Raw genomic sequence first — 20,910 nt, 5'->3', positions numbered from 1 at the left:
ACTCAATTCGCATCGCCAGGTAACCCGCAGGCTTTCACCCACCACCACAAGGCACGCCATGGACCGTTTCGAAGCGATGGAGATCTTCACGCGCGTGGTCGAAGCGAACAGCTTCACCAAGGTATCGGAATCGCTCGACCTGCCGCGCGCGAAAGTCAGCCGCACGATCCAGGCGCTCGAGGAACACGTCGGCGTGCGGCTCCTGAACCGTTCGACCCGCCAGGTCAGCGTGACCGAAGACGGCGCGTCGTTCTACGAGCGCTGCGTGCGCATCCTCGCCGACGTCGCCGACGCGGAATCGTCGCTGTCGAACAAACGCGAGAATCCGGCCGGCACGATTCGCGTCGATACGTCGGGCACGCTCGCGCGCTCGCTGCTGTTGCCCGCACTCGACGATTTCTACGGCCAGTACCCGCAGATCGACGTACGCCTCGGACTCGCGGATCGCAACATCGATCTGATCCAGGACGGCGTCGATTGCGTGATCCGGATGGGCACGCCGGAGGAATCGAGCCTCGTCGCCAAACGCATCGGCCTCGCGCGCATCGTCACGTGCGCGTCGCCCGCGTACCTGAAGAAATACGGCACGCCGACGACGCTCGACGAACTCGCCGCACATCGCGCGGTGAATTACGTGTCAGCGCGCAGCGGCCGGACTTTCCCGTTCGAATACGAAGTGAACGGCGAGATCGAGCGCGTCGCGATGAGCAGCACGCTCGCGGTCAACGACGGCTCCGTGTACATCACCGCCGGCGTGCTCGGCCACGGCATCATCCAGCCGTCGCGCTTCATGGTTGCCGAGCTGATCGAGCAAGGCGCGCTTACCGAGATTCTCGGCGACTACCCGAGCCCCGGCACGCCACTGTCGATCCTGTACGCGCATCGCCGCAATCTGAGCTCGCGGCTGCGCGCGTTCATCGACTGGGTCAGCGAGCTCGCGGGCAATCATCCGGATCTGCGTCTGCCCGAAACGGCGTAACGCGTTCACGCCGCGCCGCGCACCGCACCGCACCGGCCACAAAAACAAAACCCCACGCGCTCTTCAACGCATGGGGTTTTTCTTCGTCCGTGCCGAAGCGACGGAAGCAACGATACAGCTAACGCTTACGCAATCCGCTCTTCGTTGGTCGGATCGAACAGCACCGCCTTCGACGTATCGAACAGCAGCGTCGCGTTCGCGAGCGGCTGCGGGTTCGACGCCGGGTGCACGCGGCTCACCACGCGCTTGCCGTTGATCTGCGCGAACACCAGCGTGTCCGGGCCGGTCGGCTCGATCACGTCGACCTTCACTTCGATCCGCTGCAGCTTGCCGTCATCGCCGTGCGCGCCGCGCGCATCGGTGATGCGTTCCGGGCGCAGGCCGAGAATCACGTTGCTGCCGATGTGCGAGCGCACCTTCGACGACTCGAACGGCAGCACCAGCACCTTGCGCGCGACGCCCGTATCGAGTTCGATGCCAACGCCCGAGCCCTGCTCGACCAGCTTGCCTTCGATGAAGTTCATCGGCGGCGCGCCGATGAAGCCCGCGACGAACAGATTCGACGGCGAGTCGTAGATGTCCTGCGGCGCGCCGAACTGCTGGACGATGCCGTCCTTCATCACCGCGATGCGATCGCCGAGCGTCATCGCTTCGATCTGGTCGTGCGTCACGTAGACGATCGTCGTGCCGAGGCGCTGATGCAGCAGCTTGATTTCCGAGCGCATCTCGATACGCAGCTTTGCGTCGAGGTTCGACAGCGGCTCGTCGAACAGGAACATCACCGGATCGCGCGCGAGCGCACGGCCCATCGCCACGCGCTGGCGCTGGCCGCCGGACAGTTGACCCGGCTTGCGATCGAGCAGGTGCGTGATCTGCAGCGTATTCGACACGCGGTCCACAATCTGCGCCTGCTCCTGCTTCGGCACCTTGCGGATATTCAGGCCGAACGAGATGTTCTCGCGCACCGTCATCGACGGATACAGCGCGTACGACTGGAACACCATCGCGATGTCGCGATCTTTCGGCGACAGGTTGTTCACCGTCTTGCCGTCGATCTGGATCTCGCCCTTGGTCACGGTTTCGAGACCGGCGATCATGTTGAGCAGCGTCGACTTACCGCAGCCCGAGCCGCCGACCAGAATCAGGAACTGACCGTCTTCGATGTCGATGTTGACACCCTTCAGAACCGGCACCCCGTTCGGGTAGGTCTTGTACACGTCACGGATGGAAAGGCTTGCCATGCTGTGAATCCTCTAGTTTCTGGTACTGCCTGAAAACGTCTTGTCAGGCGACGGCGCCACGGGTTCCGTGCACCGCCGTCGCTCCAGGATGATTTAGCCCTTCACCGCGCCCGCGGTCAGGCCGCGCACGAAGTAACGTCCGGCGATGATGTAGACGAGCAGCGTGGGCAGCGCCGCGATGATCGCGCCGGCCATGTCCACGTTGTATTCCTTCACGCCGGTCGAGGTGTTCACGAGGTTGTTCAGCGCCACCGTGATCGGCATCGAATCGACGCCGGAGAACACGATACCGAACAGGAAGTCGTTCCAGATCTGCGTGAATTGCCAGATCAGGCACACCATGAAGATCGGCAGCGACACCGGCAGCAGGATCTTCGTGAAGATCGTGAAGAAACCCGCACCGTCGATCCGCGCGGCCTTCACGAGTTCGGCAGGAATGCTGACGTAGAAGTTGCGGAAGAACATCGTGGTGAACGCGATCCCGTAGATCACGTGCACCAGCACCAGGCCCGTCGTCGTGTTCGACAGGCCCATCATGCCTTCGAAGCGCGCCATCGGCAGCAGGATCGCCTGGAACGGAATGAAGCAGCCGACCAGCAGCATCGTGAAGATCGGATCGGCGCCACGGAAACGCCAGTGCGTGAGCACATAGCCGTTGAACGCGCCGATGATCGACGAGATCAGCACGGCCGGAATCACCATGCGCACCGAGTTCATGAAGAACGGCTGCATGCCGTCGCAGCGCACGCCGGTGCAGGCGCCGCTCCACGCCTTGATCCACGGCGCAAAGGTCCAGTGCGACGGCGGCGTCAGCAGGTTGCCGCTGCGCAACTGGTCGATGTCCTTGAACGACGTCGACAGCATCACGTACAGCGGAAACAGGAAATACAGGGCGAACAGAATCAGGGCCGCGTAAATGACGGCACGGCTCATCGTCATCTTAGGCTGCATTGCGGGTGCTCCTCGATTCCAGATACATCAGCGGCACGAGCACGGCCACCACGGTAGCGAGCATCATCATCGACGAGGCCGCGCCGACGCCGAGCTGCCCGCGATTGAACGAAAACGTGTACATGAAGATAGCCGGCAGCGACGACGACGTACCCGGGCCGCCCGCGGTCAGCGCGACGACGAGGTCGAAGGTCTTGATGGTGATGTGGCAGAGAATCAGCAGCACGGAGAAGAACACCGGCCGCATGCTCGGAATCACGATCTTGCGATAGATGGTCGGCAAGCCTGCGCCGTCCATCTGCGCGGCCTTGAAGATTTCGCCGTCGACGCCGCGCAAACCGGCGAGGAACAGCGCCATCACGAAGCCGGTGGACTGCCAGACCGCCGCGATCACGATACAGAAGATCGCCTTGTCAGGGTCGCCGAGCCAGTTGAACGAGAAGCTCGTCCAGCCCCAGTCGTTGAACACTTTCTCGATGCCGATGCTCGGCGTCAGAATCCATTGCCACGCGGTACCGGTCACGATGAACGACAGCGCCATCGGGTACAGGAACACGGCGCGCAGCGCGCCTTCGTTGCGGATCTGCTGATCGAGCAGGATCGCGAGGAACAGGCCGAGACCGATACAGATAGCGATGAACGGAATGCCGAACCAGCCGAGATTCGCGGCCGAGGTCCAGAACACGTCGTTGTCGAACAGTTCGCGATAGCGGTCGAGACCGGCGAACTCCCAACGCGGCATCAGCCGCGAGGTGGACAGCGACAGATAGCCGGTAATGGCGATGAAGCCATACACGAAGATCAGGCTGATGATGACACTGGGCGCGAGCACCAGCTTCGGAATATAGCGATCGGCAAGGGCCGCCATGGGCGACGCGCGGCGGGCGGCGGAGGCCGTTTTCCCGTTTCCGCTGATGGAAGCAGTCACTACTCGACTCCTGCTGAAACTGTGCCGTGTGGCGCTTCGCGCGCGCATGGCGCGAGACCGCGACGGCCTGGATGTGACTTCATAAAACCGGGGTAAAGCCGCCGTGCGCCGAACCTCGCTACCGATACCGCACGAGGGTCCGCGCGCGGCGGCCCGAAGCGGACGCCCGGCGCGTCATACAACAACTACCGGGCACCCTGCTTCGCCTGTTGCGCTTACCGGGCGCTTACTTCGTCTTCGCTGCCTTCGCGAGCGCCTGAACCGCGGTCTTCGAATCCTGCTGCGAGTTCATGAACTTCGTGACGACGTCGGAGATCGCGCCGGCTGCGGCGTCCGGCTGAGCCATGCCGTGAGCGAGCGACGGCACATAGCCGCCGGCCTTGATCGCGACCTGCTCATCCGCGTACGACTTCTTCGCGCAATCGTCGAACTTGTCCATCGGCACGCCGAGACGCACCGGGATCGACCCCTTGTACAGGCTGAACTGCTCCTGGAACGCCGGCGACATGATCGTCTTCGCGAGCGCGAGCTGTCCCGGCGTTGCTGCCTTCTGGCCCTTCTGCTGGAAGAACACGAACGAGTCGACGTTGAACGTGTAGGCCTTTTCGGTGCCCGGTACGGCTGCGCAGATGAAGTCCGAACCCGACTTCTTGCCGGCGTTGGTGAATTCGCCCTTCGCCCAGTCGCCCATGAACTGCATGCCGGCCTTGCCGTTGATGACCATCGCCGTAGCGAGGTTCCAGTCACGGCCCGTGCGACCCGCGTCGAAGTAGCCCTGGATCTTGCGGACCGTGTCGAACACGCCGACCATCTTGTCCGAGGTCAGGGTCTTCTCGTCGAGGTCGACCAGCGCCTTCTTGTAGAAGTCCGCGCCTTGCGACAGCACCACGTCCTCCCACAGCGTCAGGTCTTGCCACGGCTGGCCGCCCATCGCGATCGGCTGGATGCCCGCGGCTTTCATCTTGTCGGCGACCGCGAAGAATTCAGGCCACGTGGTCGGCACCTTGCCGCCGGCCTTGTCGAGCGCAGCCTTGTTGATGTACAGCCAGTTCACGCGGTGCACGGAGAACGGTGCGGCGACATAGTGGCCGTCCGCATGCATGATCTTGTCGATTTCCGGCGGCAGGTTCTTTTTCCAGTCGCCCGCGACGGAGTCGATCGGCACCAGCACGCCCTGCGAAGCCCAGTCCTGGATCAGCGGACCCTTGATCTGCGCGGCGCTCGGTGCGTTGCCCGAGATCACCTGCGTCTTCAGTGCCGTCATCGCTGCCGCGCCTGCGCCGCCCGCGACCGCGAAGTCCTTCCACGTGTAACCCTGCTTCGTCATGTCGTCCTTGAGGACGCCGACGGCCTTCGATTCACCGCCCGAAGTCCACCAGTGCAGAACTTCGACCGACTCGGCAGCCTGCACCGCCGACACGCCACACATCAGACCCGCAGCGCACAGAGCGCCCATGATCGCGCGAAATTTCATTGCTTATCTCCTCCAGACACCTGAACAAAAAAACGAATGGCCCCTGATGTCGCCAGGGTGCTGTGGTTGGTTCAAACAGGCAAAACACTGGGCGATCGAGCACGGTCGGGCGCATGCGCGAAGGCATGTGCCGGCGGACCGATGTCCGGCCGCTGGACGCTCAAGAGGTGAGTGGTTCGGGATGCAACTGACTGTCTCCTCTTTTGATTTTTGCCTGCCCGCTTCGCGCGGCAGACTCGAGGTGCCTCATACGTCGACCACGCCAACCCGATACCAGCCCGTCACCCGAGCCGCGGACAACGACCCCGCCGGCCCGTCGACTCCCCCGGTTTTCCGTGAGGTCTACCGGAGCCCAACTGGTGCGCGCCGACGAGCATGATTCCCGCTGTCCATTAACATGCAGGGCCGCCCGCCGATCCGCAAAAGTACGTGCATTCTGCTTCGCAGCACACGCTTTTTTCATCGAATTAGCGCTACCTCTTGATTTGGATTGTAGTTAAACTACAATTCAGTGTCAAAAAATATTTTATCGGACTACGGTCGCTCTTCCCGGTCGCTGCGCGTCAGTGTCCAGTCGGCGCCGCGGCCCCTTCAGGACACCCTCAGGACATCGACGGAGACTCATGCAAACCGATTCAAGTTTCACCTTCGTTCTCTTCGGCGGAACCGGCGACCTGTCGATGCGCAAGATCCTGCCCGCGCTGTTCGAGGCGCATCGCGCCGGCGGCATGCTCGCCGACAGCGGCAAGATCGTGGCGGTGGCGCGACACGTCGCGGATCGCGGCGAATACCTGCAGTGGGTCGACGAGCACGTCAAGCCGCACGTGTCGAAGAAGGGGCTCGACGAAAGCGCGTGGGCGAGCTTCCTCGCGCGCATCGAGTTCGTGAAGATCGACCTCGGCAAGCCGGAAGACTTCACGCAATTGCGCGACGCGATCCAGGACCTGCCCGGCATCCGCGTGTTCTATCTGGCGACCGGCCCGTCGCTGTTCGTGCCGATCTGTCATGCGCTGGCGGCGGTCGGGCTCAACACCAACGCGCGCATTGTGCTCGAAAAGCCGCTCGGCTACGACCTGAAGTCGTCGAACGCGATCAACGATGCGGTCGGCGAAATCTTCGCGGAAGAGCAGATCTACCGGATCGACCATTACCTCGGCAAGGAGCCGGTGCAGAACCTGCTCGCGCTGCGTTTCGGCAATGCCCTCTTCGAGCCGCTGTGGCGCCGCGAGTGGGTCGAGAGCATCCAGATCACGATCGCCGAGGAGCTCGGCGTCGAAGCGCGCGGCGACTTCTACGACAACACCGGCGCGCTGCGCGACATGGTGCAGAATCACCTGCTGCAACTGTTATCGATCGTTGCAATGGAGCCGCCCCATTCGATGGATTCGGACTCGGTGCGCGACGAAAAGCTGCGCGTGCTGCGCGCGCTCAAACCGATCGAGCCGCTGGAAATCGGCAAGGTCGCGGTGCGCGGCCAATATCATTCGGGCGTGATTCGCGGCACCGCGGTGCCGGCCTACGCGACCGAGCACGGCGTGAAGCCGGATAGCTCCACCGAAACTTTCGTCGCGCTGAAGGTCGAAATCGAGAACTGGCGCTGGGCCGGCGTGCCGTTTTTCCTGCGCACCGGCAAACGGCTCGCCGATCGCGTCGCCGAGATCGTCGTGAATTTCCGCCCGGTGCCGCATTCGGCGCTCGGCGCGTCGGCGCTGCGCGCCGGTGCGAACCGTCTGGTGATCCGCCTGCAGCCGAACGAGACGATCCGTCTGTACTGTCTCGCGAAACAGCCCGGCGAGGGCATGAACCTCGCGAGCGTGCATCTCGATCTCGCGTTCGACCAGTTCTTCCGCGAAGGTCAGATGGAAGCGTATCAACGGCTGCTGCTCGACGTGATCCACGGCAGGCTCGCGCTGTTCGTGCGGCGCGACGAACAGGAAGCCGCGTGGCGCTGGGTCGAACCGATCCTGAACGAATGGCAAGCCTCGCACAAGCCGCCGAAGCCGTACGCGGCGGGCACGTGGGGACCGGCCGCGGCGAGCGCGATGCTCGCGCAGCACGGCACCTGCTGGCTCGAGGAAGAGAATTGAGCCTGATGGACTGATGAACTGATGGACGGCGTCGCGCGAGAGCGGCCATGCGTTGCGGCCATGCTTTGTGGCAAACGCAGCGCGGCAACGGCTCACGCGGCGCCGGCAACACCACCGACGAACTGAACGGAATCGCGCCGGTATCGCGTATCACGTTTGCAGGCCACCCCGCCCCGCAGGCATCGCGCGAGAGCAGCAACGCTGATTCCGCTGATCTAACAAGAAAGCAGCACGGAGGAGAAGTGATCGAGCTTCACGCTTTCGACGACCAGCGCGCCCAATCCGACGCCCTGGCGCAAGCGGTGGGCGACGCGTTACAGGCGTCGCTGGCCGCACAGGCGGCCGCGAACGCGCGCCCGGCCATGCTGGCCGTGTCCGGCGGCAGCAGTCCGCGCCCGTTCCTGCAAACGTTGTCCACGCAAGCGTTCGACTGGCCGCGCATCGCGCTCACGCTGGTCGACGACCGCTGGGTGCCGGAAACCGACAGCGCGAGCAACGCGCAACTCGCGCGCGCCACGCTGCTGCAGAACGCCGCCAAAGACGCAACGTTCTGGCCGCTCGTCGACACCGCGCAGGATCTGCACGCGCACGTCGCCGCGCTGAACGCCGACGCGCGCTTTGCCGCGGTGCCCGACGTCGCGGTGCTCGGCATGGGCGAAGACGGCCACACCGCCTCGATCTTCGCCGACGCGCCCGAATGGGATCACGCGATCACCACGACCGAGCGCTTCGTCGCCGTGCATCCGGGCGCGGCGCAGCATGCGCGGGTGAGCTGGTCACTGTCCGCGCTGAAGGAAGTCAAACATCTGTTTCTGCTGATCGCGGGACCGCGCAAGATGGACGTGCTCAATGCAGCCGCCGCTTCGCTACAAAAAAATGCCATCTCGCAGTTGGCAAACGACAAGGGAGTGAGACTCGATGTCTACTGGTGTGCAAACTAAAGCTGTGCCGGGCGCGGGCCAGCACGCCGACGGACCGAGGCTGCTCGCCGACATCGGCGGTACCAACGCGCGCTTCGCGCTCGAGACGGGCCCCGGCGAGATCGGCTCGGTGCAGATCTATCCGTGCGCGGATTATCCGAGCGTCGCCGACGTCATCAAGAAGTACCTGAAGGACAACAAGATCGGCCGCGTCAATCACGCGGCGATCGCGATCGCGAACCCGGTCGACGGCGACCAGGTGAGCATGACCAATCACGACTGGACCTTCTCGATCGAAGCGACGCGCCGCGCGCTCGGCTTCGACACGCTGCTGGTCGTCAACGACTTCACCGCGCTCGCGATGGCGCTGCCCGGCCTCACCGACGCGCAGCGCGTGCAGGTGGGCGGCGGCGCGCGTCGTCCGAACAGCGTGATCGGCCTGCTCGGTCCCGGCACCGGCATGGGCGTGTCCGGCCTGATTCCCGCCGACGACCGCTGGATCGCGCTCGGCAGCGAAGGCGGCCACGCGACCTTCGCGCCGGCCGACGAGCGCGAGGACATCGTGCTGCAGTACGCGCGCAAGAAGTGGTCGCACGTGTCGTTCGAACGCGTGGCCGCCGGCCCCGGCATCGAAGTCATCTACCGTGCGCTCGCGGGCCGCGACAAGAAACGCGTGGCGGCCAACGTCGACACGATCGAGATCGTCAAGCGCGCGCTCGAAGGCGAGCCGCTCGCGGCCGAATCGGTCGACGTGTTCTGCGGCATTCTCGGCACCTTCGCCGGCAATATCGCGGTGACGCTTGGCGCGCTCGGCGGCATCTATATCGGCGGCGGCGTGGTGCCGCGCCTCGGCGAGTTCTTCGCGCGCTCGTCGTTCCGTAAGCGCTTCGAGGCGAAGGGCCGCTTCGAAGCGTATCTGCAGAACGTGCCGACCTATGTGATTACCGCCGAATATCCGGCGTTTCTCGGCGTGTCGGCGATTCTCGCGGAGCAACTGTCGAACCGCGCGGGCGGCAGTTCGTCGGCGGTATTCGAGCGGATCCGCCAGATGCGCGATGCGCTGACGCCGGCCGAACGCCGCGTCGCCGAGCTCGCGCTGAACCATCCGCGCTCGATCATCAACGATCCGATCGTCGACATCGCGCGCAAGGCCGACGTGAGCCAGCCGACCGTGATCCGCTTCTGCCGCTCGCTCGGCTGCCAGGGTCTGTCGGACTTCAAGCTGAAGCTCGCGACCGGCCTGACCGGCACGATCCCGGTCAGCCACAGCCAGGTGCATCTGGGCGACACCGCGACCGACTTCGGCGCGAAGGTGCTCGACAACACGATCTCCGCGATCCTGCAGTTGCGCGAGCATCTGAACTTCGAGCACGTCGAGCGCGCGATCGATCTGCTGAACGGCGCGCGTCGGATCGAGTTCTACGGGCTCGGCAATTCGAACATCGTCGCGCAGGACGCGCACTACAAGTTCTTCCGCTTCGGCATCCCGACCATTGCGTACGGCGACCTGTACATGCAGGCGGCGTCCGCGGCGTTGCTCGGCAAGGGCGACGTGATCGTCGCGGTGTCGAAGTCGGGCCGCGCGCCCGAGTTGCTGCGCGTGCTCGACGTCGCGATGCAGGCTGGCGCGAAGGTGATCGCGATCACGTCGAGCAACACGCCGCTCGCGAAACGCGCGACCGTCGCGCTGGAGACCGATCACATCGAGATTCGCGAGTCGCAGCTGTCGATGATCTCGCGCATCCTGCACCTCGTGATGATCGACATTCTCGCGGTCGGCGTCGCGATTCGCCGCGCGGTGCCGAGCGACGACGTCGCGGAAACGGTCGAGAAAGCGCGTGAAGGCGCCGACGACGACGCCACCGCCGTGCTCGACTGGCTGAGCCACGGCGCGGCTTCGTCGGCGCGCGACTGAACGACTGAACGCGAGTCCCCGCACGCGGCCAAACCCGGGCCGCCTGCCTTGCGCAGTCAATCAACCCGCGCGGTGTGCTTCGAATACGAAGCGTGCCGCGCGGGTTTTCTTTTTCATGCGGCCTATGCGGCGTGAAAAGCGATCGATAATAGAGGCCTTATCGGCCCGCGACACGCCCGCTCCATGATCATCCGCCCACATCTCCACTGGTTCCGCATGCTGCTCGCGTGGCGCGGCTCGGTGCTGCCGCAACTGCTGCCGCGCCTGTTCCTGATTTTCTGCATCGCGATCGTCGCGCTCGCCGCGCACGATCATCTGCTTCCCGTCAATCTGAACCTGAACACGACCGCGCCGTTTTCGCTAATCGGCATTGCGCTGGCGGTGTTCCTCGGCTTTCGCAACAACGCGAGCTACGACCGCTGGTGGGAAGCGCGCAAGCTGTGGGGGCAGTTGCTCAACGAGTCGCGCTCGCTGACGCGCCAGGTGATGATGCTGCCGTCGCGCGAGCTGCCCAGCGAGGAGACCGCCGAGTTTCTCGCGCTGCTGAGCGCGCTGCCGCATGCGCTGCGGCATCAGCTACGCAAGACCGACCCGCGCGACGACCTCGCCGCGCGGCTGCCCGCGGCGCTGTTCGACCGTGTGATCGAGGCGCGCTACAAGCCGGCCACGCTGATGCTGTGCCTCGGCGAATGGGTACGGCGTCAGGCACGCGCGGGCGCGCTCGATTCGATGAGCGTGCTCGCGTTCGACCGCAATCTGAATGGACTGTCCGATGTGATCGGCGGCTGCGAGCGCATTGCGTCGACGCCGTTGCCGTTTGCGTATTCGGTGATGATTCACCGCACCGTGTATTTTTTCTGCGCGTCGCTGCCGTTCGGTCTCGTCGACAGCATCGGCATTTTTACGCCGGTGTTCGCGGTGTTCGTCGCGTACACGTTCATGGCGCATGAGGCGATCGCCTCGCAGCTCGAAGAGCCGTTCGGCACCGACGACAACGACCTCGCACTCAACACGATGTCGGCGATGATCGAAGATGCGCTGCGCGATCTGCGCGGTGAACCGGCGCTCGCGGCGCCGCTCCCGCAACGCGAGAGTTATCAGCTGGATTGAAGATGCGCGCGGGGCGGCGCGCCCGTCAGTGATTGCCGACCGTCTCCGACAGTCGCTTGATCGTCGCGACACGCGCGCCGATGATGTCGATGCGCCCGTGCTCGTCGACGAGCGGCGTCGATGCCTCCAGATACGCGCGCCACTCGCGTTGTGCGCGCACCAGTATCGACCGGGCCTGGGCCGGCATCTTTGAATTGAGCACGCGGTAGTAGCGGTTCAGATCGAACATCGCGTGTTCGCAACGCGCGTCCGCGTTGCACGCGCGCGGCCGGCGCGGCGCCGGCCCGCTCGCATTGGCGAGCGCACTGCGCAGCACCAGCGCGCGGTCGCGCACCGGCTGCAACTGCATGTCGGCTTCGGCGAGCACGTACATCGAACCCTGGGTGGTCGCGAACACCGCGGCAAGCAGCGGCTTTTCCGCATCGCGCGACGCGAGCCAGCTCGCCTGGCTCTTCTGCCACAACCGGCGCCGCGCCGGCGGCAGCTTCGCCAGCACCTGCTGATACGCGCTATCGACCGCGGCCTTCCAGCCGATTCGCGCGTTGTCCATACACTGCACCTGCCCGAGCGTCGTCGACATGTCGGCGCGCGCGAGGCACGTGCGCATCGACGCGTCGATCGGATCGGCGGCGGCCACCTCGGCATGCGCCGCCGGACTCGCCACGCCGCCGAGCACCACGGCGCCGGCGGTCAGCGCGCCGGCCAGCACGCGGCTTGCGCGCCGCCAGCCCGACAGGTCCGGCAGGAATTTCACCCGCTGCATCGTCAAACGCGAACGCAATCGACGAAATATTCGATGCGTCCGTTGATCATTTCGCCGACGAGCCCGTGGATGTCCGTATGGAAGCCCGGGAAGCGCTCGTTGAACTCGCGCGCGAAACGCAGGTAATTGACGATGGTCCTGTTGAAGCGCTCGCCCGGAATCAGCAGCGGAATGCCCGGCGGATACGGCGTCAACAGGATCGACGTGACACGGCCTTCGAGTTCGTCGATCGGTACCCGGTCGATCTCGCGGTGCGCGAGCTTCGCGAACGCGTCGGACGGCTTCATCGCCGGCTCCATGCTCGACAGGTACATCTCGGTCGTCAGACGCGCGATGTCGTTCGCGCGATAGACGCTGTGGATCTGCTGGCACAGATCGCGCAGGCCGACGCGCTCGTACATCGGATGATGCTGCACGAACTCGGGCAGCACGCGCCACAGCGGCTGGTTGGTGTCGTAGTCGTCCTTGAACTGCTGCAGCTCGGTCACCATCGAGTTCCAGCGGCCCTTCGTGATGCCGATCGTGAACATGATGAAGAACGAGTACAGCCCGGTCTTCTCGACGATGATGCCGTGCTCGGCCAGGTACTTCGTGACGATCGCGGCCGGAATGCCGGTTTCGCCGAAGCCGCCGTCCATGTCCAGACCCGGCGTGACGATCGTCGCCTTGATCGGGTCGAGCATGTTGAAGCCTTCGGCGAGCGGGCCGAAGCCGTGCCACGCGTCGTCCGGACGCAACATCCAGTCCTCGCGCGAGCCGATGCCCTCTTCCGCGAACTGGTCCGGGCCCCACACCTTGAAGAACCAGTCGTCGCCGTATTCGGTGTCGACCTTGGTCATCGCGCGGCGGAAGTCGAGTGCTTCAGCGATCGACTCCTCGACGAGCGCGGTGCCGCCCGGCGCTTCCATCATCGCCGCGGCCACGTCGCACGACGCGATGATCGCGTACTGCGGGCTCGTCGACGTATGCATCAGATACGCCTCGTTGAAGCGGTGCTTGTCGAAGCGGCTGTTCTTCGAGTCCTGCACGACGATCTGCGAGGCCTGCGAGATGCCGGCGAGCAGCTTGTGCGTGGAGTGCGTCGCGTACACCATCGCGCCGATGCGCGGACGACCCGCGCCGATCGCGTGCATGTCCTGGTAGAACTCGTGGAATTCGGCGTGCGGCAGCCACGCTTCGTCGAAGTGCAGCGTGTCGAGCCACTCGCCCAACATTTCCTTGATCATCTCGACGTTGTAGATCACGCCGTCGTACGTGCTTTGCGTGATCGTCAGGATGCGCGGCTTCAGGTTCGGGTTCTTGGCGAGCGCTTCGCGCGCGAACGGATTCGCCTCGATCTTCTTGCGGATGTTTTCCGGCTCGAACTCGCTGCGCGGAATCGGGCCGATGATGCCGAAGTTGTTGCGCGTCGGCGTGAGGAACACCGGAATCGCGCCGGTCATCGTGATCGCGTGCAGGATCGACTTGTGGCAGTTGCGGTCGACCAGCACGATGTCGCCCGGAGCGACCGTGCCGTGCCAGACGATCTTGTTCGAGGTCGAGGTGCCGTTGGTCACGAAGAACACGTGGTCAGCGCTGAAGATGCGCGCGGCGTTGCGCTCCGAGGCCGCGACCGGACCGGTGTGATCGAGCAGCTGGCCGAGTTCGTCGACCGCGTTGCAGACGTCCGCGCGCAGCATGTTCTCGCCGAAGAACTGGTGGAACATCTGGCCGAGCGGGCTCTTCAGGAACGCGACGCCACCCGAGTGGCCCGGGCAGTGCCACGAGTACGAACCTTCGTCCGCGTACTGCACCAGCTCCTTGAAGAACGGCGGCGCGAGCGCGTCGAGGTACACCTTCGCCTCGCGGATGATGTGACGCGCGACGAACTCCGGGGTGTCCTCGAACATGTGGATGAAGCCGTGCAGCTCGCGCAGGATGTCGTTCGGCAGATGGCGCGAGGTGCGCGTTTCGCCGTACAGGAAGATCGGAATGTCGGCGTTGCGGCGGCGCACTTCGGTCACGAACGCGCGCAGCGCGACGATCGCGGCGGCAAGCTCGGGCGTCTCGCCTTCGACCACCACGTTATCGACGTACGGCAGCAGCTCGTCGTCGTCGATCGACAGGATGAAGCACGACGCGCGGCTCGACTGCTGCGCGAACGAGGACAGATCGCCGTAGCTCGTCAACCCGAGCACTTCCGCGCCTTCTTTCTCGATGGCTTCGGCGAGAGCCCGGATGCCGGAACCCGAGATGTTCTCGGAGCGGAAATCTTCGTCGATGATGACGACGGGAAAACGGAACTTCATGGGCGATTCTCCAAAAAGAAAACGACCGCTGCGTTATGTCGTAATCGCAGCGGTCACCCGAATAGCTGATGGGTCAAGACGCTGCGGGCGTCACGTTTTCGGCAACGTGACGCCGTGCTGACCTTGATATTTGCCGCCGCGATCCGCGTACGACGTTTCACAAATTTCGTCGCTTTCGAAAAACAGCACCTGGGCGACGCCTTCGTTCGCGTAGATTTTCGCAGGCAAAGGTGTCGTATTCGAGAATTCGAGCGTCACGTGCCCTTCCCATTCCGGCTCGAACGGCGTCACGTTGACGATGATCCCGCAGCGCGCGTACGTCGATTTGCCGAGACACACGGTCAGCACGCTGCGCGGGATGCGGAAATACTCGACCGTGCGCGCGAGCGCGAACGAATTCGGCGGGATGATGCAGACGTCGCCCTTGAAATCGACAAACGACTTCTCGTCGAAGTTCTTCGGATCGACGATCGTCGAGTTGATATTGGTGAAGATCTTGAATTCGTCGGCGCAGCGGATGTCGTAGCCGTAGCTCGAGGTGCCGTAGCTGACAATCTTCCGGCCGTCTTCGGAGACGCGAACCTGATCGGGCGCGAACGGCTCGATCATCTTGTGCGAGTCGGCCATGCGCCGGATCCACTTGTCGGATTTGATGGTCATAGGTGAATGCTGCTCGACGTGAAGAATGACAGGTGTGACGAAAGAGAAAGGAACCGCCGGGCCGGCGCCGCACAATCTGGCCGGCCGGCAAAGGCGCTTATTTTACGCGATCACGCAGATGCCGCCGCCGATCGCGCAATGCCCCGCGCCGGTAGCCGCACAGGCCAGGCTTCGGGACGGCTCGCCGGCCACGAGGCAAAAACCGCTCATTGCTGGCGAATCACGCCGCACGCCAGCGCGACGCCCGCGCCATGCTGCGGATACGCATACGGGTCGGTCGCGTCGTGATGCAGCACGACCGCGCGTTGCAGGACCGAGCGGATGCCGTCGAGCGACGCGTCCGGCGCAACGATGAAACCGGTGGCGACGCCGTTCGCGTCCGCATGAATATTGCCGAGATCGCCCTCGACGCGCGCGCCGGCCTTGAGCCGTTCGGCCGCCGGTGAAAACACCGGGCCGGTGCTGGAGCCGTCGGCGGCATTGCAGTCGCCGCGCTCGTGGACCTGCAGCGCGTGATCGCTATTGGGCGGCAAGCCCGCGAGATTGTAGGTGACCTGGACGCCGTCCGAGCGCTCGATGAAGCTCACGAGGCCGTGCGCCTGATTGCCCACGGTGGGCAGCAACTGCGCGTCGGCGCGCTTTTCCTGTGGCCTCAGGAACACGCCGCAGCCGCTCAACAGCACGCAGCCGGCAGTCAGAACGATGAACGCATGCACCGCCTGCCCGTCGATTCGTTTTCCCATGCGATCCTCTTGCCGGCCTGGCGGCCACCCCTGCGGCCGCCGAGCCGAACCTGTGAAGTCGACATGATACCGCGAGACCACGCGCAAATAGCGACCTCGATGCCCCGAGATCCCTTATCCGAACGGCTTGTCCGGGTTTCCGCCGAGGCTCGCTCAGGTGTTCTGCACGACGATGTTCGGAAACTTCGAGGTCATGTCGCGCGCGCGCTCGGCGATATGGATCGCAACCTTGCGCGCGATCGACCGGTAGATCTCCGCGATGCGCCCGTTCGGGTCCGCCGCGACCGTCGGTTTGCCCGAGTCGGCCTGCTCGCGGATCGTGATGTCGAGCGGCAGGCTGCCGAGCACGTCGACGCCGTATTCCTTGCCCATCCGCTCGCCGCCGCCGGCGCCGAAGATATGCTCCGCGTGACCGCAGTTCGAGCAGATGTGCAGGCCCATGTTCTCGACGATGCCGAGGATCGGAATGCCGACCTTCTCGAACATCTTGAGGCCCTTCTTCGCGTCGAGCAGCGCGATGTCCTGCGGCGTCGTGACGATCACCGCGCCCGTCACCGGCACGCGCTGCGCGAGCGTCAGCTGGATGTCGCCGGTGCCCGGCGGCATGTCGACGATCAGATAGTCGAGGTCGTGCCAGTTGGTCTGCCGCAGCAGCTGCTCGAGCGCCGAGGTCGCCATCGGGCCGCGCCACACCATCGGGTTATCCGCCTCGATCAGGAAGCCGATCGAATTCGCCTGGACGCCGTGACCGCTCATCGGGTTCATCGATTTATCGTCGGGCGATTCGGGGCGACCCTCGATGCCGAGCATGGTCGGCAGCGACGGACCGTAGATGTCGGCATCCAGAATGCCGACCGACGCGCCCTCGCCCGCGAGCGCGAGCGCGAGATTCACCGCGGTCGTGCTCTTGCCGACGCCGCCCTTGCCGGACGCCACCGCGACGATGTTCTTCACGTTGGGCAGCAGCTTCACGCCGCGCTGCACCGTGTGCGCGGCGATCTGCTGCGACACCGCGATACGCGCGTTGGCGACGCCCGGCACCGTGCGCAGCGCGTCGGCGAACTGCTGACGGATCGCCTCGAACTGGCTCATCGCCGGATACCCGAGCACCACCTCCAGGCTGACGGTGTCGCCGTCCACGGCCACGTTGCGGATGTTTTTCGCGGCCGCGTACGGCGCGCCGGTGTTGGGGTCAGTGACGGCCGCGATGGCGGCGTCGACCAAAGCCCGATCGATACTCATTGATACTCCGTGGGGAAGACGTGCGGCGCGGTGCGATCGCGAAATCGGCCACGCGGCGGAATTTGAAAGAAATTGTTATCTAGCGTTGCGAAAAACGGACGCGCCGGGCACCCTTCGGGCAGGCGGAACGCATGGGGTCGCATCACTGCGTGTTTCCAGGCATTATTGTAGTGTCTGACGGCAGGCACTGCCCCGAAGACCCTTCTTCGTTGTCGGACCGCGCGGAGAAAGGCGTAGCATTCCGTCATTCAAGGATTTTCGAGTAGTTTGCAGCACAGCCGTCACGTTCGCTGGATAGATTGACCGCTACCGCTGGTCTATTCGCTTCACTAAAAAGGATCGAAAATGAATGCAAAAATTATGACTCGCCTGGCCGTGTTCGCCGTTGCCGGCTCGGTGCTGGCTGGCTGCGCGACCCAACAGGGCACGAACACGGCAGTCGGCACCGGCGTCGGTGCCGGCACCGGCGCGGCGCTGGGCGCCATCTTCGGCGGCGGCAAGGGTGCGGCGATCGGCGCGGGCGTCGGCGCGGCGGTCGGCGGCGTCACCGGCTACAACTGGGAAGCGATCCGCAATCGCATGACGGGCGCGACCAAGGGCACCGGCACGCAGATCACCGAGCAGCCGGACGGCTCGCTCAAGCTGAACATCCCGAGTTCGGTCACGTTCGACACCAGCAGCTACGCGATCAAGCCGTCGTTCGCACCGGTGCTCGACCAGCTCGTGCAGACGATGCAGCAGAACCCGGAAATCGTCGCATCGGTCGTCGGCCATACGGACAGCACCGGCTCGGCGCAGTACAACCAGACGCTGTCGGTTAACCGCGCGCAGAGCGTGACCGGCTACCTCGCGCAGCACGGCGTCGCGCCGCAGCGCCTGTCCGCCACCGGCATGGGTCCGACCCAGCCGATCGCCGACAACAACACCGAAGCCGGCCGTGCGGCGAACCGTCGCGTGGAAATCTATCTGCGCGCGACGGCCCAGCACGCACCGCAATAAGGACGAGCCCGGAGAAGCACGCCCAGTCGGGCTGACCAGGGCTGGCGGCGCTGCCAGCCTGTCACCCACCCGCTGGCTGAAGACATACCGTTCCGGAACCATTTCCTGGAGAAGCGAAAAAAATTTCGAACTCTGCCAGAAATCCGCGGTCTGTCTTTACGGTACGTGGTTGGCGAAGCCGCCACGTCACCATTCTCCTCTTGTCGTTGTTGCTCCGGGGTTTTCAACCCCGGTTTTTTTTGCCCGCTCAATTTGTACGACTCCGTGCTTTTTAGCTTTGCACGCTCGCGCCGTACATTCCCCGCTTCGTCATTCAGCCGCAACCCGCATCTCGCCGCCCGTCCAGCCGGCCCCGGCGCGCGCCGCGTGAGGCGTGCGCCCTGCTAAAATCACCGTTTCGTCCCACCGCAGGCACCCACGATCCTTATGTCAGCACCCGCCACCGATCTCACCGCAGCCGCGCCGTCCGGCCATCGCCAGATCCTCGTCACGTCGGCCCTTCCGTATGCGAACGGGCAGATTCATATCGGCCATCTGGTCGAATATATCCAGACGGACATCTGGGTCCGGGCGCTGCGAATGCACGGCCACGAGGTCTACTACGTGGGCGCCGACGACACGCACGGCACGCCGGTCATGCTGCGCGCGGAAAAGGAAGGTCTGACGCCGAAACAGCTGATCGACCGCGTGTGGCAGGAGCACAAGCGCGACTTCGACAGCTTCGGCATTTCGTTCGACAACTACTACTCGACCGATTCCGAAGAAAACCGTGTCCTCAGCGAAAGCGTCTACCTCGCGCTCAAGGAAGCGGGCCTGATCGACGCGCGCGAAATCGAACAGGCGTACGACCCGGTCAAGGAAATGTTCCTGCCGGACCGCTTCATCAAGGGCGAGTGCCCGAAGTGCGGCGCCAAAGACCAGTACGGCGACAGCTGCGAAGTGTGCGGCTCGACCTACCAGCCCACCGAACTCGTCAATCCGTATTCGGTGGTCTCGGGCGCCACGCCGATCCGCAAAACCTCGACGCACTACTTCTTCCGCCTGTCCGACCCGCGCTGCGAAAACTTCCTGCGCGCGTGGGTGGGCGGCCTCGCGCAACCGGAAGCGACCAACAAGATGCGCGAGTGGCTCGGCGACGCCGGCGAAGCCAAGCTCGCCGACTGGGACATCTCGCGCGACGCGCCGTACTTCGGCTTCGAAATTCCGGGCGCACCGGGCAAATATTTCTACGTGTGGCTCGACGCGCCGGTCGGCTATTACGCGAGCTTCAAGAATCTCGCCGAGAAGCGCGGCCTCGATTTCGACGCATGGGTCCGCAAGGGCTCGAAGGCCGAGCAGTACCACTTCATCGGTAAAGACATTCTGTATTTCCACACGCTGTTCTGGCCGGCCATGCTCGAATTCTCGGGCCATCGCACGCCGACCAACGTGTTCGCGCACGGCTTTCTGACCGTCGACGGCGCGAAGATGTCGAAGTCGCGCGGCACCTTCATCACCGCGCAAAGCGTGATCGACACCGGCCTGAATCCGGAATGGCTGCGCTACTACTTCGCGGCCAAGCTGAACAGCACGATGGAAGACCTCGACCTGAACCTCGACGACTTCCAGGCGCGCGTGAACAGCGACCTGGTCGGCAAGTACGTGAACATCGCGAGCCGCGCGGCCGGCTTCCTGATCAAGCGTTTCGATGGCCGTGTGCAGGACAGCGCAATGCATCATCCGCTGCTCAACACGCTGCGCGCCGCGATCCCGCAGATCGCCGCGAACTACGAAGCGCGCGAGTACAACCGCGCGCTGCGTCAGACCATGGAACTGGCGGACGCGGTCAACGCGTACGTCGACACCGCGAAGCCGTGGGATCAGGCGAAGGATCCGGCCAACGCGGTCGCGCTGCATGAAACCTGCAGCGTCAGCATCGAGGCGTTCCGCCTGCTGTCGCTCGCGCTGAAGCCGGTGCTGCCGAAGCTCGCCGAAGCGGTCGAGGCGTTCCTCGCGATCGAGCCGCTGAAGTGGGCCGACGCGAACCTGCCGCTCAGCTCGACCCGTCCGATCAACGCGTACAAGCACCTGATGACGCGCGTCGATCCGAAGCAGATCGAAGCGCTGCTCGCGGCCAACCGCGACTCGCTGCAGGCCACGCCGGAAGCAGCCGCGGCCGACGCGAAGAACGCCTCGAAGAAAGCCGCGAAGGCACCGGCCGCGAAGGAAGAAGAACCCGGCATCATCTCGATCGACGACTTCGCGAAGGTCGACCTGCGCATCGCGAAGATCGTCGACTGCAAGGCGGTGGAAGGCTCGGACAAGCTGCTGCAACTGACGCTCGACATCGGCGAGGAAAAGACCCGCAACGTGTTCTCGGGCATCAAGTCCGCGTATCAGCCGGAACAGCTGATCGGCAAGCTGACCGTGATGGTCGCGAACCTCGCGCCGCGCAAGATGAAATTCGGTCTGTCGGAAGGCATGGTGCTGGCGGCATCGGCGGCGAACGAGAAGGCCGAGCCGGGTCTGTACGTGCTCGAGCCGCATAGCGGCGCGAAGCCGGGCATGCGCGTGAAGTAATGCAGTAGCGCAATAACGCGGCGGCGGCGCCCTGCGTGGCGCACGCGGCGA

At 64.4% G+C, this 20,910-nt stretch carries 16 protein-coding genes; 7 read left to right on the top strand and 9 right to left on the bottom strand.

The genetic code is table 11. From position 1 onward, the window contains the following. Positions 1–58: 58 nt before the first annotated feature. Entirely contained in the window at positions 59–979 is a 921-nt protein-coding gene (locus tag HHL14_RS08925; protein WP_169497219.1) for a LysR family transcriptional regulator, read from the top strand. A gap of 125 nt (positions 980–1,104) precedes the next feature. On the opposite strand, the gene HHL14_RS08920 is transcribed toward HHL14_RS08925, so the two are convergent. The 4 genes from HHL14_RS08920 to HHL14_RS08905 form a co-directional block, all read right to left on the bottom strand. Then, positions 1,105–2,220 carry an ABC transporter ATP-binding protein gene (locus tag HHL14_RS08920; protein WP_169497218.1) on the bottom strand — a complete coding sequence of 372 codons (1,116 nt, stop codon included), beginning with the start codon at positions 2,218–2,220 and terminating at the stop codon, positions 1,105–1,107. A gap of 93 nt (positions 2,221–2,313) precedes the next feature. Then, on the bottom strand, positions 2,314–3,171 hold the full coding sequence (locus HHL14_RS08915; RefSeq protein ID WP_169497217.1) for a carbohydrate ABC transporter permease: 858 nt from the start codon (positions 3,169–3,171) through the stop codon (positions 2,314–2,316). Then, positions 3,161–4,099: a carbohydrate ABC transporter permease gene (locus HHL14_RS08910; protein WP_169497216.1), complete on the bottom strand. Its 939-nt coding sequence runs from the start codon at positions 4,097–4,099 to the stop codon at positions 3,161–3,163. The genes HHL14_RS08915 and HHL14_RS08910 overlap by 11 nt, the downstream gene beginning before the upstream one ends. Positions 4,100–4,325: 226 nt before the next feature. Further along, positions 4,326–5,573 (bottom strand): ABC transporter substrate-binding protein, encoded by a 1,248-nt coding sequence (locus HHL14_RS08905; RefSeq protein WP_169497215.1) that lies wholly within the window; start codon positions 5,571–5,573, stop codon positions 4,326–4,328. Positions 5,574–6,196: 623 nt separating this feature from the next. On the opposite strand from HHL14_RS08905, the gene zwf reads away from it, so the two are divergent. The 4 genes from zwf to HHL14_RS08885 all read left to right on the top strand — a co-directional run bounded on the left by zwf (position 6,197) and on the right by HHL14_RS08885 (position 11,605). Further along, positions 6,197–7,660, top strand: coding sequence for a glucose-6-phosphate dehydrogenase (gene zwf, locus HHL14_RS08900; protein WP_169497214.1), 1,464 nt, complete (start codon positions 6,197–6,199; stop codon positions 7,658–7,660). A gap of 242 nt (positions 7,661–7,902) precedes the next feature. Next, a complete protein-coding gene (gene pgl, locus HHL14_RS08895; protein WP_169497213.1) occupies positions 7,903–8,601 on the top strand; it encodes a 6-phosphogluconolactonase in 699 nt (232 codons plus the stop codon). Further along, on the top strand, positions 8,579–10,495 hold the full coding sequence (locus HHL14_RS08890) for a bifunctional transcriptional regulator/glucokinase (RefSeq protein WP_169497212.1): 1,917 nt from the start codon (positions 8,579–8,581) through the stop codon (positions 10,493–10,495). Before pgl ends, HHL14_RS08890 begins: the two co-directional genes overlap by 23 nt. 183 nt (positions 10,496–10,678) lie before the next feature. After that, entirely contained in the window at positions 10,679–11,605 is a 927-nt protein-coding gene (locus tag HHL14_RS08885) for a bestrophin family protein (RefSeq protein ID WP_169497211.1), read from the top strand. 25 nt (positions 11,606–11,630) lie between these two features. Here the strand turns inward: HHL14_RS08885 and HHL14_RS08880 are convergent, their stop codons facing one another. The 5 genes from HHL14_RS08880 to apbC form a co-directional block, all read right to left on the bottom strand. Continuing rightward, entirely contained in the window at positions 11,631–12,368 is a 738-nt protein-coding gene (locus tag HHL14_RS08880) for a lysozyme inhibitor LprI family protein (RefSeq protein ID WP_169497210.1), read from the bottom strand. A gap of 2 nt (positions 12,369–12,370) precedes the next feature. Beyond that, positions 12,371–14,656 carry an arginine/lysine/ornithine decarboxylase gene (locus HHL14_RS08875; protein WP_169497209.1) on the bottom strand — a complete coding sequence of 762 codons (2,286 nt, stop codon included), beginning with the start codon at positions 14,654–14,656 and terminating at the stop codon, positions 12,371–12,373. A 90-nt stretch (positions 14,657–14,746) separates the two neighbouring features. Then, positions 14,747–15,316 (bottom strand): dCTP deaminase, encoded by a 570-nt coding sequence (gene dcd / locus HHL14_RS08870; protein ID WP_169497208.1) that lies wholly within the window; start codon positions 15,314–15,316, stop codon positions 14,747–14,749. Between the two features lie 206 nt (positions 15,317–15,522). Further along, complete coding sequence (locus HHL14_RS08865; RefSeq protein WP_169497207.1) at positions 15,523–16,059, bottom strand: superoxide dismutase family protein; 537 nt, start codon at positions 16,057–16,059, stop codon at positions 15,523–15,525. Positions 16,060–16,212: 153 nt separating this feature from the next. Then, positions 16,213–17,301, bottom strand: a complete 1,089-nt coding sequence (gene apbC / locus HHL14_RS08860) for an iron-sulfur cluster carrier protein ApbC (protein ID WP_169497206.1) — start codon at positions 17,299–17,301, stop codon at positions 16,213–16,215. 345 nt (positions 17,302–17,646) lie between these two features. On the opposite strand from apbC, the gene HHL14_RS08855 reads away from it, so the two are divergent. Beyond that, positions 17,647–18,300, top strand: a complete 654-nt coding sequence (locus HHL14_RS08855) for an OmpA family protein (RefSeq protein WP_169497205.1) — start codon at positions 17,647–17,649, stop codon at positions 18,298–18,300. 426 nt (positions 18,301–18,726) lie between these two features. Further along, positions 18,727–20,859 (top strand): methionine--tRNA ligase, encoded by a 2,133-nt coding sequence (gene metG, locus HHL14_RS08850; protein WP_169497204.1) that lies wholly within the window; start codon positions 18,727–18,729, stop codon positions 20,857–20,859. Positions 20,860–20,910 lie beyond the last annotated feature (51 nt).

Origin of the sequence: Paraburkholderia antibiotica, assembly GCF_012927125.1 — a bacterium.
In the GTDB taxonomy this organism is placed as follows: domain Bacteria; phylum Pseudomonadota; class Gammaproteobacteria; order Burkholderiales; family Burkholderiaceae; genus Paraburkholderia; species Paraburkholderia antibiotica.
This window is presented reverse-complemented; position numbering and strand designations above follow the sequence as displayed.

Excerpts from the sequence above, each read along its gene's own strand:
- dcd (WP_169497208.1), bottom strand. The coding sequence starts at position 15,316 with ATGACCATCAAATCCGACAAGTGGATCCGGCGCATGGCCGACTCGCAC.
- HHL14_RS08915 (WP_169497217.1), bottom strand. The coding sequence starts at position 3,171 with ATGCAGCCTAAGATGACGATGAGCCGTGCCGTCATTTACGCGGCCCTG.
- apbC (WP_169497206.1), bottom strand. The coding sequence starts at position 17,301 with ATGAGTATCGATCGGGCTTTGGTCGACGCCGCCATCGCGGCCGTCACT.
- HHL14_RS08875 (WP_169497209.1), bottom strand. The coding sequence starts at position 14,656 with ATGAAGTTCCGTTTTCCCGTCGTCATCATCGACGAAGATTTCCGCTCC.
- HHL14_RS08855 (WP_169497205.1), top strand. The coding sequence starts at position 17,647 with ATGAATGCAAAAATTATGACTCGCCTGGCCGTGTTCGCCGTTGCCGGC.
- HHL14_RS08890 (WP_169497212.1), top strand. The coding sequence starts at position 8,579 with ATGTCTACTGGTGTGCAAACTAAAGCTGTGCCGGGCGCGGGCCAGCAC.
- HHL14_RS08905 (WP_169497215.1), bottom strand. The coding sequence starts at position 5,573 with ATGAAATTTCGCGCGATCATGGGCGCTCTGTGCGCTGCGGGTCTGATG.
- metG (WP_169497204.1), top strand. The coding sequence starts at position 18,727 with ATGTCAGCACCCGCCACCGATCTCACCGCAGCCGCGCCGTCCGGCCAT.
- HHL14_RS08880 (WP_169497210.1), bottom strand. The coding sequence starts at position 12,368 with ATGCAGCGGGTGAAATTCCTGCCGGACCTGTCGGGCTGGCGGCGCGCA.
- HHL14_RS08920 (WP_169497218.1), bottom strand. The coding sequence starts at position 2,220 with ATGGCAAGCCTTTCCATCCGTGACGTGTACAAGACCTACCCGAACGGG.
- zwf (WP_169497214.1), top strand. The coding sequence starts at position 6,197 with ATGCAAACCGATTCAAGTTTCACCTTCGTTCTCTTCGGCGGAACCGGC.
- HHL14_RS08925 (WP_169497219.1), top strand. The coding sequence starts at position 59 with ATGGACCGTTTCGAAGCGATGGAGATCTTCACGCGCGTGGTCGAAGCG.
- HHL14_RS08865 (WP_169497207.1), bottom strand. The coding sequence starts at position 16,059 with ATGGGAAAACGAATCGACGGGCAGGCGGTGCATGCGTTCATCGTTCTG.
- HHL14_RS08885 (WP_169497211.1), top strand. The coding sequence starts at position 10,679 with ATGATCATCCGCCCACATCTCCACTGGTTCCGCATGCTGCTCGCGTGG.